Annotated in this window: 12 protein-coding genes; 4 read left to right on the forward strand and 8 right to left on the reverse strand. The window is 71.2% G+C overall.

Annotated features, from left to right (window positions below):
- Window positions 1-56: 56 nt before the first annotated feature.
- Window positions 57-914 (forward strand): helix-turn-helix transcriptional regulator, encoded by an 858-nt coding sequence (locus CGL27_RS37715; protein ID WP_119992164.1) that lies wholly within the window; start codon window positions 57-59, stop codon window positions 912-914.
- The gene (locus CGL27_RS37720) at window positions 911-1,096 is read left to right on the forward strand and encodes a DUF397 domain-containing protein (protein WP_078640088.1); all 186 of its coding nucleotides are present in this window, start codon (window positions 911-913) and stop codon (window positions 1,094-1,096) included. The genes CGL27_RS37715 and CGL27_RS37720 overlap by 4 nt, the downstream gene beginning before the upstream one ends.
- 57 nt (window positions 1,097-1,153) lie before the next feature.
- Here the strand turns inward: CGL27_RS37720 and CGL27_RS37725 are convergent, their stop codons facing one another.
- From CGL27_RS37725 to sfnG, 4 genes are all read right to left on the reverse strand, one after another.
- A complete protein-coding gene (locus CGL27_RS37725; RefSeq protein ID WP_119992165.1) occupies window positions 1,154-2,314 on the reverse strand; it encodes an LLM class flavin-dependent oxidoreductase in 1,161 nt (386 codons plus the stop codon).
- A 30-nt stretch (window positions 2,315-2,344) separates the two neighbouring features.
- Entirely contained in the window at window positions 2,345-3,544 is a 1,200-nt protein-coding gene (locus CGL27_RS37730; RefSeq protein WP_119992166.1) for an SfnB family sulfur acquisition oxidoreductase, read from the reverse strand.
- Window positions 3,545-3,546: 2 nt separating this feature from the next.
- Window positions 3,547-4,101 carry an NADPH-dependent FMN reductase gene (gene ssuE, locus CGL27_RS37735; RefSeq protein ID WP_059144288.1) on the reverse strand — a complete coding sequence of 185 codons (555 nt, stop codon included), beginning with the start codon at window positions 4,099-4,101 and terminating at the stop codon, window positions 3,547-3,549.
- 87 nt (window positions 4,102-4,188) lie between these two features.
- Window positions 4,189-5,298, reverse strand: a complete 1,110-nt coding sequence (sfnG, locus tag CGL27_RS37740) for a dimethylsulfone monooxygenase SfnG (RefSeq protein WP_119992167.1) — start codon at window positions 5,296-5,298, stop codon at window positions 4,189-4,191.
- Between the two features lie 520 nt (window positions 5,299-5,818).
- Between sfnG and CGL27_RS37745 the strand changes: the two genes are divergently transcribed.
- On the forward strand, window positions 5,819-6,733 hold the full coding sequence (locus tag CGL27_RS37745; RefSeq protein WP_119994752.1) for a LysR family transcriptional regulator: 915 nt from the start codon (window positions 5,819-5,821) through the stop codon (window positions 6,731-6,733).
- Here CGL27_RS37745 and CGL27_RS37750 read toward each other — a convergent pair.
- The 3 genes from CGL27_RS37750 to CGL27_RS37760 all read right to left on the reverse strand — a co-directional run bounded on the left by CGL27_RS37750 (window position 6,720) and on the right by CGL27_RS37760 (window position 10,155).
- On the reverse strand, window positions 6,720-7,685 hold the full coding sequence (locus tag CGL27_RS37750; RefSeq protein WP_119992168.1) for an LLM class F420-dependent oxidoreductase: 966 nt from the start codon (window positions 7,683-7,685) through the stop codon (window positions 6,720-6,722). The two genes, CGL27_RS37745 and CGL27_RS37750, sit on opposite strands and share 14 nt — an antisense overlap.
- 95 nt (window positions 7,686-7,780) lie before the next feature.
- On the reverse strand, window positions 7,781-8,233 hold the full coding sequence (locus tag CGL27_RS37755) for a cytidine deaminase (RefSeq protein WP_119992169.1): 453 nt from the start codon (window positions 8,231-8,233) through the stop codon (window positions 7,781-7,783).
- Complete coding sequence (locus tag CGL27_RS37760) at window positions 8,230-10,155, reverse strand: GDSL-type esterase/lipase family protein (RefSeq protein ID WP_240450777.1); 1,926 nt, start codon at window positions 10,153-10,155, stop codon at window positions 8,230-8,232. Before CGL27_RS37760 ends, CGL27_RS37755 begins: the two co-directional genes overlap by 4 nt.
- Before the next feature lie 165 nt (window positions 10,156-10,320).
- Here CGL27_RS37760 and CGL27_RS37765 point away from each other — a divergent pair, with 165 nt between their 5' ends.
- On the forward strand, window positions 10,321-11,115 hold the full coding sequence (locus tag CGL27_RS37765; protein ID WP_119992171.1) for an IclR family transcriptional regulator: 795 nt from the start codon (window positions 10,321-10,323) through the stop codon (window positions 11,113-11,115).
- Between the two features lie 105 nt (window positions 11,116-11,220).
- Here CGL27_RS37765 and CGL27_RS37770 read toward each other — a convergent pair whose 3' ends face one another.
- Window positions 11,221-12,240: a helix-turn-helix transcriptional regulator gene (locus CGL27_RS37770; protein WP_119992172.1), complete on the reverse strand. Its 1,020-nt coding sequence runs from the start codon at window positions 12,238-12,240 to the stop codon at window positions 11,221-11,223.
- Between the last annotated feature and the right edge of the window lie 37 nt (window positions 12,241-12,277).

A 12,277-nucleotide genomic window follows, 5' to 3' on the forward strand; every position in this document is an offset into this window, starting at 1 on the left:
CCCTGGGTGAGTCGAGCGCGGGGGCCTCGCACGTACGCACTTGGAGGTGGCCGCGTATGACGACTGACGACGCCTGTGCGGGAGGCGACGGCGACTGGGAGCGGGAACCCGATCCCTCGGACAGTCTGCGGACGTTCGGCGCCGTCGTCCAGGCCCTGCGCGAGCACGCGGGCCTGAGCCGGGCTCAGTTCGGGGAACTGGTCCGGTTCTCGAAGCACACCGTGGCGTCGGTGGAGCTGGGGCGGCGCATGCCGGACGAGTCGTTCGTGGAGCGGGCGGAGGAGGTCCTGGGCAATACGGGCGCGCTGCGGAAGGCGGCCCGGCATCTGTCGCGCGGCGAGCCGGGGCTCGCGGCGTGGTTCCGGCGATGGGCGCGGCTGGAGCGGGTGGCGGTGAGTCTGTGCACGTATGAGTGTCGGCTGGTGCCGGGGTTGTTGCAGTCTGAGCACTACGCGCGGGCGGTGTTCGAGGGCACCATCCCTCTGCTGACGGATGAGCAGTTGGAGGCCCAGCTTGTAGCGCGGACCGAGCGGCAGAAGATGCTGCACGAGCGGCCGCACGTCCCGTTCAGCTTCATCGTGGATGAGGCCGTCTTCCGGAGGAGGTTCGGCGACGGGGAGCAGCGGCGGGCCTTGCTCGACCACGTGCTGGAGCGCAGCGCGCTGCGTAACGTGAAGCTGCAAGTGGTCCCGCTGGAAGCTGAGTTGCATGCATGCCTGGACGGTCCGGTACAGCTGTTGGAAACGCCGGAGGGGCGGCGCCTCGCGTACTCCGAAGGGCAGCAGAACGGACGGCTGATTGCCGACTCGAAAGAGGTACGCCTCCTCCACCAGCGCTATGACACACTGCGCTCGCAGGCCCTGACACCCCAAGACTCCCGTGGCCTGCTGGAGCGACTGCGAGGAGACCTATGAGTAGGGCGGAACTCACCTGGTTCAAGTCCAGCTACAGCGGTAGTCAGGGTGACAGCTGCGTGGAGGTCGCCGTCACCGAAGGGGCCGTCCACGTACGGGACTCCAAGGACACGGCGCGCCCCGGTCTTGCCGTCAGCCGTGACGGCTGGGCGCAGTTCGTCCGGTTCGCCGCACACGGCTGAGCCGGAGGCGCGCCCGCGGACTCAACCGCGGGCACGCCACCCGACGTCACCGGGCCGTCAGGAACTCCCGGCTGCCGCGAACGGGACCTGCGCGGTGGGCTGTTCGGAAGCGGCGGGCTGGAACGGGTGGGACCACAGGCCCTGCCGCCGCAGCACGGGCAGGACGCCCTCTCCGAACCAGTACGCCTCCTCCAGGTGCGGATAGCCGGACAGGATGAACTCGTCGATCCCGAGGCGGTGGTATTCGGCGATCCGCTCGGCGACCTCGGCGTGGCTGCCCACCAGGGCCGTGCCCGCGCCGCCGCGGACCAGGCCCACACCGGCCCAGAGGTTGGGGTAGATCTCGAGGTTGTCCAGGCTGCCGCCGTGCAGGGCGAGCATGCGCTGCTGGCCCTCGGACTCGCTGCGGCCGAGGCCGGTCTGGATGGAGCGCACGGTCTCCGGGTCGAAGCCGTCGAGCAGTCGGCGGGCCTCGGCCCATGCCTGTTCGGCGGTGTCGCGGGTGATGACGTGCAGCCGGATGCCGAAGCGGATCGTCCGGCCCTGTTCGGCGGCGAGGGAGCGGATCCAGGCGATCTTCTTGGCGACCTCGGCGGGGGGTTCGCCCCAGGTGAGGTAGACGTCGGAATGGCGGGCGGCGACCTGGCCCGCGGCGGGGGAGGAGCCGCCGAAGTAGACCTGCGGGAGCGGGTCGGGGAGCCGGGCCAGCTTGGCGCCCTCGACGTGGAGGTGTTCGCCGGTGGCATCGACGGTCTTGCCGTCCCACAGGTCGCGGACGATGCCCAGGAACTCGCCGGTGCGGGCGTAGCGGGCGTCCTTGTCGAGGAAGTCGCCGTAGGCGCGCTGCTCATGGCTCTCGCCGCCGGTGACCACGTTGAGCATCAGCCGCCCGCCGGTCTGCCGCTGGTAGGTGGAGGCCATCTGGGCGGCGAAGGTGGGCGAGAGGAAGCCGGGCCGGAAGGCCACCAGGAACTTCAGCCGCTCGGTGTGCTGGCTGACCATCGCGGTGGTCAGCCAGGCGTCCTCGCACCAGGCGCCGGTCGGGGTGAGAGCGCCTTCGAAGCCGAGGTGTTCGGCGGCGCGGGCGATCTGGGAGAGGTAGCCGACGGACGGCGGGCGGTCCCCACCGGCCGAGGTGACGGGGGTGCCATGGCCACCGCCGACGACATGGCGGCTGTCGCCGTTGGTGGGCAGGAACCAGTGGAAGGTGAGGGACATGGTGCGACTCCGTTCAGGGGGGAGCGGGGGCTAGAGGAGGCCGTGGCGGGGTGGTTTCGTGCCGTTCAGCACATAGCGGCCGATGTGCTGGACCTTCCAGCGGGCCGGGTCGTGCAGGGTGTGTGTACGGGCGTCCCGCCAGTGGCGGTGCAGGCCCAGGGCGTCCAGGGCCGACCGGGTGCCGGAGACCTCGAACAGCGAACTGCCCGTCTCCACGGCCGCGTTGGCCGCCGCCACCTTCGCCGCGGCCACCGCGATCGACGCCTCGGCGGCGGTGTCCTCGTCGAGGTGGCCACGGGCGGTGTCCACGGCCCGGGCGGCGGCGGACAGCAGGGCCTCGGCGCCCCGGACCTGGAGGGCCAGCTCGCCGAAGCGCTGGATGAGCAGCGGATCCTCGGTGGCGGTTTCGAAGCCGCTCTCGAACCAGGGGCGGCTCTTGGTGCGGACGAAGGTCACCGCCTCCGCCAGCGCCCCCGAGGCGATCCCCGCGTCGATGGCCGCATGCAGCAACTGTGCGATGGCGCCGTGCAGTTGGGGCCCGCGAAAGGTGAGATGGTGCGGTACGACCCGGTCGGCCGGGACGGGCACGGCGTCCAGCCGGACGGTGCCGCTCGCGGTCGTGCGCTGGCCCATGCCGTCCCAGTCGTCCACGACGGTCACACCGGGCGCGTCCCGCGGCACATACGCCACGTGCAGGTCGTCGTCCTCCGCCCGGGCCAGCACCGGGATCCAGTCGGCGAACAGCGCGCCGGTGGAGTAGTGCTTGACACCGGTCAGGGTGTACGAGCCGTCGGCGGCCGGGGCGAGGCGGGTGCGGATGTCCTGGATATGCCGGGTGCCCGCCTCCGACTGGGCATTGCCGAACCGCTTCCCCGCCAGCACTTCGCCGAAGAAGAACGCCTGCTGCGCCTTCGTGCCCTGACGGCGCAGCACATTGACGTACACGAAGTGGCTCTGCGGGATCTGGGCGAGGCTGGCGTCCGCGGCGGCGAGCAGCCGGAACACCTCGGCGAGGGTCACGGCGGACACGTCCGCGCCGCCGTACTCCGCCGGGACGGTGATCGCCGGCAGCCCGGACGCGGACAGCCGGTCCAGTTCGGCACGCGGCAGCCGGCGCCGTGCGTCGCGCTCGGCGGCGCCGGTACGGAACTCCTCGGCCAGCGCCGCGGCCACCTTCAGCGCCTCGGTGTCATCGGCGATGACATGGGCGGGCTCGGGCAGGGACGACATGGTCAGCTCGCCGCGGCCAGTACGGTGGTGTGGCCGAGCGCCGCCGAGAACTGGTCGACGACCTGCTCCAGCGCTTCGGCGGCCCCGGCCGCCACGCTCACCCCGCCGTCCGGCTCCACCGTGATGTCCTTGTCCAGGGTGAACCAGCCCTGGACGATATGGGCCGCGCCCATGGAGGAGAGCACCGGCCGCAGCGCGTAGTCGATGGCCAGCACATGGGCGGTGGTGCCACCGGTGGCCAGCGGCAGCACGGTCTTGCCCGCGAGCGCGTACTGCGGCAGCAGATCCAGCAGGGACTTCAGCAGCCCGGAGTAGGCGGCCTTGTAGACCGGTGTTCCCACGACGAGCCCGTCCGCCTGCTCGACCAGCGCCTTGGCCCGGACGATGGCCGGGTGCGAGAAGTCCGCGCCGAGCAGCGCCGCGGCGGGGAGGGTACGGACATCGAGCGGGACCACCTGATGGCCCTGGGCGGTCAGCCGGGCGTCCAGATGGCGCAGCAGCCGGGCGGTGCGGGAGGTGGCGGAGGGGGAGCCGGAGAGGGACAGGACGGTGGCCATGAGCAACCCTTCGTGATGCGGTCGAGGCGGTGGGATCGGGCGCCGGTGGGAACGGCGGCGGGAGCGGCGGCGCGAACGGCGGCGGCGTCAGGAAAGCGCGGGCACGGGTTCCGGCAGCTCCGCCTCCAGCTCGCGGACCAGCGGCAGCACCCGCTTGCCGAAGTACTCGACCTCCTCCAGGTAGTGCAGGAAGCCCAGGAGGAAGAGATCCACGCCGAGCCGCTTGTAGGCGACGATGCGCTCGGCGATCTGCTCGGGGGTGCCGATCAGCCCCGTACGGAAGCCGTCGTTGTACTGGACCAGGTCCTCGAAGGAGGAGTCCTGCCACATGCCCTTGCCGTCGGCGGTGGACCGGCCCGCCTGCTGGACGGCGCCGCGGAAGCCGTCCACGGCCTCGGTGTCGGCCTTGGCGACGATCTCGCGGAGGGTCTCGCGGGCCTCGGCCTCGGTGTCGCGGGCGATGAGGAAGGCGTTGAGGGCGAAGCCGGGCGCGGGGCGACCGACGGTGGCGGCGGCGGCGCGGACGTCCCCGATCTGCTCGGTGACGCCGTCGAAGTCCTTGCCGTTGCTGAAGTACCAGTCCGAGACCCGGCCCGCCATGGCGCGGGCGGCGGTGGAGTTGCCGCCCTGGAAGATCTCCGGATGCGGGCGCCCGGGGCTGCTCAGCGGCTTGGGCTTGAGGGAGAAGTCCCGGATCCGGTAGAAGTCCCCGGCCAGTTCGGCGTGGTCCTCGGTCCAGATGGCGCGCAGCGCCCGGATGAACTCCTCGGAGCGGCGGTAGCGCTCGTCGTGCTCCAGCCAGGGCTCGCCCAGCGCGGTGAACTCGCCCTTGAACCAGCCGCTGACGACGTTCACCGCGAACCGCCCGTCCGAGAGATGATCGGCGGTGGCGCCCAGCTTGGCCAGGACGCCGGGGTGCCACAGCCCGGGGTGGACGGCGGCGATGACCTTCAGCCGCTGGGTGGCCAGCAGCAGCGCGAGGCTGAAACTGGTGGACTCGTGCTGGTACTCGGCGCCGTAGCTGGCCATGTAGCGGACCTGGCTGAGGGCGTAGTCGAAGCCGTTGTTCTCGGCGAGCACGGCCAGGTCGCGGTTGTAGTCGTAGCCCCAGTCGGTGCGCTGCTCGATGGTGCTGGTGACCAGTCCGCCGCTGACATTGGGCACCCAATAGGCGAAACGGAGGGGTTCTGCGGGCATGGGGAACTCCCGGTGGAGCGAATACGGGCATGGCGAATCGGCGCCCCGGCGTCGAGTGGAATTCATCCGGGGCGGGGCGCGGAAAGACCGGGCAGCGCGAGTGAGCGCAAAGGCGGGACAGCGCGGCCGCATTTTCTCGGTGGCGGCGGCTAAAAGCCTTTCCCGATCATGGGAGGCGACGGGGAGCGAAGCGGAGGCGGTCCCTCAGGGCTCGCTCGGACCCGGCGTCAGGTCAAGCCCGACAGCAACAGGACGCGCTGGAGACACGCGCGAGGTCGACGTGGCGTCGCCGCGTGAGGTCCTGTCGCTTCATGTCACCGATCCAACCAGGGGGAAGTCCTGCCGGTCAAGAAGGCCCGGGGTCCATTCCATATCCCGGACGCATGGGGCCGGGCCGCGGAATTCCGCGGCGCCCGCTTCGAGATTACCCGGGAGGCGGGCCGGGGAGTGAGTCGGTATTCATGAGACCGTGATAGGGATCCCCTTGAAGTGGGCGGACCTGGCGGGCATGGTGCGCCGTGTGCGAATTGAACAGCTCGAATACATCGCCGCGGTCACCCGCCTCGGCTCACTCCGCCGCGCCGCCGAGGAACTGCATCTGTCCCAGCCGGCGCTCAGCGAGACCGTGCGCAATCTCGAACGCGAACTCGGCGTGGATCTGCTGGAGCGCAAGCGCTCCGGCGCCACGATCAGCGCGGAGGGACGGGAGTTGCTGCCGCATATCGTCACCGTCATCGAGGCCGTCGACCGGCTGCGCGGCGCCGCCGGTGACCAGCACCGCGTCAGCCGGATGATCCGGCTGGGCACGGTCAACACCGCGACGGTCCCGCTGCTGATCCCGGCCGTCCGGGAGTTCCGCGCGACCCACCCGGTGACCCAGGTCGAGGTGGTGGGCGCGCAGCAGACCGAGATCCACCGGGCGCTGCTGGAGGGCAGTGTCGACCTGGGCCTGGTCAACTACCTCCGGGGGGACGACATCCCGCCGGACCTCGAGACCACCGAGCTGTTGCGCGGCCGCCCGGTGGTCTGTCTGCGCCCCGACAGCCCGCTGGCCGCCCGGCCGGTGGTGAGCGCGGTGGATCTGCTGGACGGGCGCGAGCCGCTGATCGTGATGCGTTCCGGCTATCTCATGCACCGCTTCATCCACCGGCTGCTGGCCGGGCGCACCCCGTCCTTCTCGTACTCCACCGACGGCGCCGAGATGGGCAAGCTGATGGTGGCCGAGGGGCTCGGCGTCACCGTGCTCCCCGACTTCAGCGTCATCGGCGACCCCCTGGAGCGCGGTGGCGCGATCACCCACCGGCCGCTCGCGGACGGCGAGGCCACCGAGGTGCTGCTGGTGATCCAGCGCCGCCGCTCGGGCTCCGTCCCGCGCGCCGTACGCGATCTGCATCAGCTCTTCGTACGGCGCGCGGGGACCCCTACAGCTCCCTGAGCACGGGCAGCAGCCGCTTCTCGGCCCAGTCCAGGAACGGCCGCTGATGGTCACCGCCAATCTGGACGAGGGCGACGTCCGTGAAGCCCGCGTCGACGAAGGGCCGGATCAGCTCCGTGAACTCCTGGACGTCATCGCCGCACGGAATGGAGGCGGCCACGTCCTCGGGCCGGACGAACTGGGTGGCGCCCGCGAAGGAGGCGGGCCCGGGCAGCTCCGAGTTGACCTTCCAGCCGCTCCCGAACCAGCGGAACTGGTCATGGGCGCGGGCGATCGCCGCGTCCCGGTCGGGGTCGTAACAGACCGGGATCTGGCCGATCCGAGGCTTCCCGCCGCCGCCGTTGCGCTCGAAGTCCCCCACCAGCTCGGGCTTGGGCTCCGTGGCGATCAGGATGTCGGCCAGCCGCCCGGCCAGCCGGCAGGACCGCGGCCCGGAGACGGCCACGCCGATGGGCGGCGGCTGGTCCGGCAGATCCCACAGCTTCGCCGAGTCGACGTCGTAGTGGGTGCCGTGGTGCGTGACATAGCCACCGCCGAACAGCGCCCGGATGATCTCGATCGCCTCTTCCAGCATCTCGTGGCGCACATCGGCCGACGGCCAGCCCTGCCCGACCACATGCTCGTTCAGATTCTCACCGGACCCGAGCCCCAGCCGGAACCGCCCCTCGGACAGCAGCTGGAGCGTCGCCGCCTTCTGCGCGACCACCGCCGGGTGATAGCGCACGGTAGGGCAGGTGACATACGTCGTCAGCGGGATCGAGGAGGTGGCCTGCGCGGCGGCGCCCAGCACGCTCCAGGCGTACGGGGCGTGCCCCTGGGAGTCCAGCCACGGGAAGTAGTGGTCGGAGGTCACCGAAAAGTCGAACCCGACCTGCTCGGCCCGGACCACGTCGTCGACGAGCTGACGTGGTCCGGCCTGCTCGGTCATCATCGTGTATCCCCATCGAACCATGACCCCCGAGTACCGCTCCCTCCGGCGTCCAAACGAGACGAACGGCTGGTCACTGTGGGTCGTGGCGGCTCACGTGCGGTAGACGCGGGACGCGGTCACGGCGTGGGCGGGTCGTCGTGCTCCTGCTGGTCGTCCTCCTGGCCGTTGTCCTCCTGGTGGTCGGCCCAGCGGTAGCTCTCGGGGAGCAGCTCGGCGACGGGCACGGCGCGCAGGCGCTCGCCCGCGCCCACGATGACGTGGAGGTCCGGGAAATAGTCGAGCATCATCTGGCGGCAGCGGCCGCAGGGAGGGATCACCCCGCGGCCATGGTCGCCCACGGCGACCATGGTCACCAGGTCATACGCGCCCTGGGCGGCCGCCGCGCCGATGACGACGAGTTCGGCGCAGGGGCCGCCGGTGAAGTGGTAGGCGTTCATCGCGGTGATGATCCGCCCGTCCCGGTCGCGGGCCGCCGCCGCCACGGTGTGGTTGTCGCCCCGGCTGCGGGTGGCCGCCACCTGGATCGCGGCCTGGATGAGGTCATGGTCGAGGGAATGAGGCGTGGTCATGTCCCGAGCTTGGCGGAGATGACCGGGGCCAGGCGGTCGGTGATGGTGCGGTGGCCCTTGTCGTTGGGGTGGACCGAGTCCGAGAGGTCGTCGGCGGCGAGCCAGCCGGTGGTGTCGACATAGGAGACCTTGGCGTCGCCGGAGGTGGTGACGGCGGCCTTGGTCTCGGTGCCGAACCGGCCGCTGAAGGTGCGCAGGGCGAAGATCCAGGCGTTCGGGTAGGCGGTGCGGACCTTGCGCAGCAGGCTGGTGTACGACGCCTGGAACTGCGCCGAGGACACGCCGCGCCCCACGTCGTTGGTGCCGAGGTTGATGACCACCGCGTTCGCCTGGTAGCGGGAGAAGTCCCAGTCGGGCGTGGCGGCGTTCGGGTTCAGCTTGGTGAACTGCTGCTCCAGGCTCATCCGGTCGTCGGCGGTGTCGACGAGCGCGGCGCCGCCCTGGGCGATCTGGGTGTGGTCGGCGCCGAGGCGTTCGCCGATGAGCCAGCCGTAGGCGGTGCGGGCGTTCTGCGAGGTGGTGGTGCCGACGGTGATGGAGTCGCCGACGAATTCGATCAGCTTCTTCGGGGTCGGCGGGGTGAAGGTGGTGGCGCCGCTGTCGAGGGTCAGGCCCTGGAAGACCGCGTCACCGTGATAACTGCCCGCGATCACCTGGTAGTTGACCTGAAGGGTGTGGTTTCCGGCGGCGAGCGGGGTGGGGGTGAGGTTCACCGTGCCCTTGGCCTCGTCGTAGAAGGTGGCGGGGCCGCCGTCGATGCTGGCCCACAGGTCGATCGCATTGCGCTGCTTGAGCTTGACCGTGCGGCCGGTGAAGCCGGTGCGGAAGTACGCGCCCGCCCAGTAGGGGGTGTAGGCGGTGGTGGAGGTCTTGGTGTCCCAGCGGCCGCTGAATTTGATGTTGGGGTCGCCCGGCTGGCCGGGGGCGGCGGCCCGCACACCGGCCGCGCCCAGTTTGGCGCTGATGACCGGGGCCAGGCGGTTCGCGAACTTGGTGTGGCCCGCCTCGTTGGGGTGGCCGTTGCCGTCCTCGTAGTCCGTGCCGTCGGTGAGCCAGCCGCTGGTGTCGACGTAGTACACCTTCGCGTCCCCCGCGCCGTTGCGCGCGCTCACCGCTGCCCTGGTCTCCGTCAGGTAGCGCTTCTTGAGGGTCTGGACGGCGAAGAGCGCCGCGTTCGGGTATTTCGCGCGGATGTCGCGGAGGAGGGCGGTGTACGCCGACTGGAACTCGGCCCCGGTGACGCCGTGCCCGATGTCGTTGGTGCCGAGGTTGATGACCACCGCGCTCGCCTGGTAGCGGGAGAAGTCCCAGTTCTGGTCGCCGGTCGAGGCCGTCTTGAAGAACTGGGCGGCGAGGCCCACACAGCCGTCCTTGCCGACCAGGCAGTAGCCCGAGCGGGCGATCTGGGTGTGCCGCATGCCGAGTTGTTCGCCGGTCTTCCAGCCGTAGGAGTCCAGCGCGAGCCGGTCGGTGAGGGCACCGGCGGTGATGGAGTCGCCCACGAACTCGATGAGCCCGGACGGGACGCGGGGGGCGACCGTGCCCGCGCCCGAGTCGAGGACCAGGCCCTGGAAGACGGTGTCACCGGAGCGGTAGGAGACGCGGAGGGTGTGGTTGCCCTGGGGGAGCGGCGTCGGGGTGAGGTTGACGGTGCCTCTGACGCCCGCGTAGAAGACATCGGCGCCGCCGTCGACGCTGGCGTAGAAGTTCACCGCGTCCCGGGCCTTGATCTTCACCGTGGTCCCGGTGAACGCCGTCTGGAGGTAGCCACCGGTCCAGTTGGGGACGGCGGCGGTGGCGGAGCCGAGGTCCCAGCGGCCGGTGTAGACGATGTTGGGGTCGGTCACCGAGCCGTTCCCCGGGGTCGCTGCCCGTGCGGCGGTGCCGAGGCTCAGCCCCAGCGCGCAAAGCGTCGCGGTCATGACAATAAGTAAGAGTCTGCGCAAGGCGTGCGGGATCGATGGCATGGGGGTCCTCTCGGGGGAGGGCGTGGGGTCTGGGAGCGCTCCCAGGCTTCAGTCGCCCCACGATGGAAGCCATGAATCGGTTCAACGTCAAGGTGTGCGGCCACGGTTACGATGTGCGCCATGGCGGAAACCGGTGGGGTGCGCGAGGTGAAGTCCGCGGGCCGCACCGTGGAACTGCTGGAGCTGCTCGCCGCGCGCGGCGAGCAGCCGGCCCGGCTGCGCGAACTCGCCGAGGAGCTCGGCGTCCCGCGCAGCAGTATGTACGCCCTCCTCAAGACCCTGATCGACCGCGGCTGGGTGCGCACCGACATCACCGGCTCGCTGTACGGCATCGGCATCCGCGCGCTGCTCACCGGCACCAGCTATCTGGACAGCGATCCACGGGTGCGGGCGGCGCGGCCGTATCTGGACGAGGCGTCCGACGCGCTGGGCGAGACCATTCACCTCGCCCGGCTGGACGGCGGCGATGTCGTCTACCTCGCCACGCGTGAGTCGCATGAGTACCTCCGCCCCTTCAGCCGCGTCGGGCGGCGCCTCCCGGCCCATGTGGGGGCCCTGGGGAAGGCGCTGCTCGCCGAGCGGACCAACGGCGAACTCCCGCTAAAGGGCGAGGAGTTGGCGCCGATGACACCCAACACCCACCGCACCCGCGCCGCGCTCGTCGCCGATCTGGCGCGGGTGCGGGAGCGGGGCCACGCGGTCGACCGGGAGGAGGGGGTGGTGGGCATCGTGGGCTTCGGTTTCGCCCTGCGGTACGACGTCCCGGCGGTGGACGCGATCAGCTGCTCGGTGCCGACGGCCCGGCTGACGGAGGGGCGGGAGGAGCGGATCGTCGAGGTGATGCGGGAGATCCGGGCGAAGATCGAGGCGGTCGTGCCGAGGGGTGCCGGCACGGGCCCGCAGTGGCGCCCGTAGCCGGCTCGTTCAGGCCCGGCCCCGGTGGGCTCGGGGCCCAGCCGCCCCGGTGGGCTTCAGATCCGGCCGCCCCGGTGGGCTTTCAGGCCCAGCCCTGGTGGGTTTTCAGGCCCAGCCCCGGTGGGCGGCGCGCACACCGGCCTGGAAGCGGCCGGTGGCGGCCAGTCGGAGTTGGAGGTCGCTGACCCGGCGGCGCAGGGTGCGCAGACTCACCCCGAGGTGGCGGGCGATGGCCTCGTCCTTCATGCCCGCCGCCAGCAGGCCGATCAGCCGGCGGTCCGCCGCGCTGAGCTCCTCGTCACCGTCGTCCGGCGTACTGCCCAGCGGAGTCCCCTGCTGCCAGAAGATCTCGAAGAGCGTCTGGAGGGCGTCGGTGAGGGCGGAGTGCCGCACGATCACCGCGGAGTAGACCGGACCGGCGTCCGCGCTGGTCAGCGGCAGCATCGCGGTGCGGCCGTCGATCACCAGCAGCTTCATGGGGACGGTCGGCAGCACGCGGGCCTGTTCGCCGAGCGCGACCATGCCCTCCGCGTACGCCAGCAGGTCGGGGGACTCCAGCGAGGTGACGGAGTACAGGGTCCGGTAGGCGACCCCACGGCGCAGCACCTCGCTCTGGAGGTCCAGTTGCGGGGTGAGCGGGGCGAGGTAGGGCGGGGAGTCGAAGAGGCAGACCTCGTGTTCGGCGCGGGCGTACAGCTCCTCCAGCCGGGCGGCGTTGGCGCTCTCGCCGCGTACGGCCTCGACGAGCGAGGCCGGCTCGGCGCGCAGCAGCCCGGCGGCGTAGATCTTGGCCATGTCGTCGGCGGTGGCGGCGAGCAGGTCGGATTCGCTCTCGCGCTTGCGGATGAGGGCCCGTACGGCGATACGGGGGTCGACGGGCCGCAGTCCCCCGGTGGAGTCGGGGGCCTGGATCAGGCCGAGGCGGAGCAGCCGGACGCAGGCGCGGCGGACGCGCGGCGGGGAGGCGCCGAGCAGTCGTGACCAGCCCGTGATGCCCGCCTCGGGCTGGTGGAGGATCGCGTGGTACAGCGCTTCGTCGAAGTCGGAGACCCCTGCCGCGGCCCAGGGACTCGGGCTCGTGGCAGGGGTCTCGTCGGACGCGGATACGGATGCTCTGCTGTCCACTGGCGGCGGCTCCAGCGCGTCGATGAATCGATTCGAT

Origin of the sequence: Streptomyces sp. 11-1-2 (assembly GCF_003595545.1) — a bacterium.
GTDB classification, from domain to species: Bacteria; Actinomycetota; Actinomycetes; order Streptomycetales; family Streptomycetaceae; genus Streptomyces; species Streptomyces hygroscopicus_B.

What these genes read in the sequence shown, in the direction of transcription:
- CGL27_RS37715 (WP_119992164.1), top strand. Translation starts at nt 57, where the DNA reads ATGACGACTGACGACGCCTGTGCGGGAGGCGACGGCGACTGGGAGCGG.
- CGL27_RS37720 (WP_078640088.1), top strand. Translation starts at nt 911, where the DNA reads ATGAGTAGGGCGGAACTCACCTGGTTCAAGTCCAGCTACAGCGGTAGT.
- CGL27_RS37725 (WP_119992165.1), bottom strand. Translation starts at nt 2,314, where the DNA reads ATGTCCCTCACCTTCCACTGGTTCCTGCCCACCAACGGCGACAGCCGC.
- CGL27_RS37730 (WP_119992166.1), bottom strand. Translation starts at nt 3,544, where the DNA reads ATGTCGTCCCTGCCCGAGCCCGCCCATGTCATCGCCGATGACACCGAG.
- ssuE (WP_059144288.1), bottom strand. Translation starts at nt 4,101, where the DNA reads ATGGCCACCGTCCTGTCCCTCTCCGGCTCCCCCTCCGCCACCTCCCGC.
- sfnG (WP_119992167.1), bottom strand. Translation starts at nt 5,298, where the DNA reads ATGCCCGCAGAACCCCTCCGTTTCGCCTATTGGGTGCCCAATGTCAGC.
- CGL27_RS37750 (WP_119992168.1), bottom strand. Translation starts at nt 7,685, where the DNA reads ATGGTTCGATGGGGATACACGATGATGACCGAGCAGGCCGGACCACGT.
- CGL27_RS37755 (WP_119992169.1), bottom strand. Translation starts at nt 8,233, where the DNA reads ATGACCACGCCTCATTCCCTCGACCATGACCTCATCCAGGCCGCGATC.
- CGL27_RS37760 (WP_240450777.1), bottom strand. Translation starts at nt 10,155, where the DNA reads ATGACCGCGACGCTTTGCGCGCTGGGGCTGAGCCTCGGCACCGCCGCA.
- CGL27_RS37765 (WP_119992171.1), top strand. Translation starts at nt 10,321, where the DNA reads ATGGCGGAAACCGGTGGGGTGCGCGAGGTGAAGTCCGCGGGCCGCACC.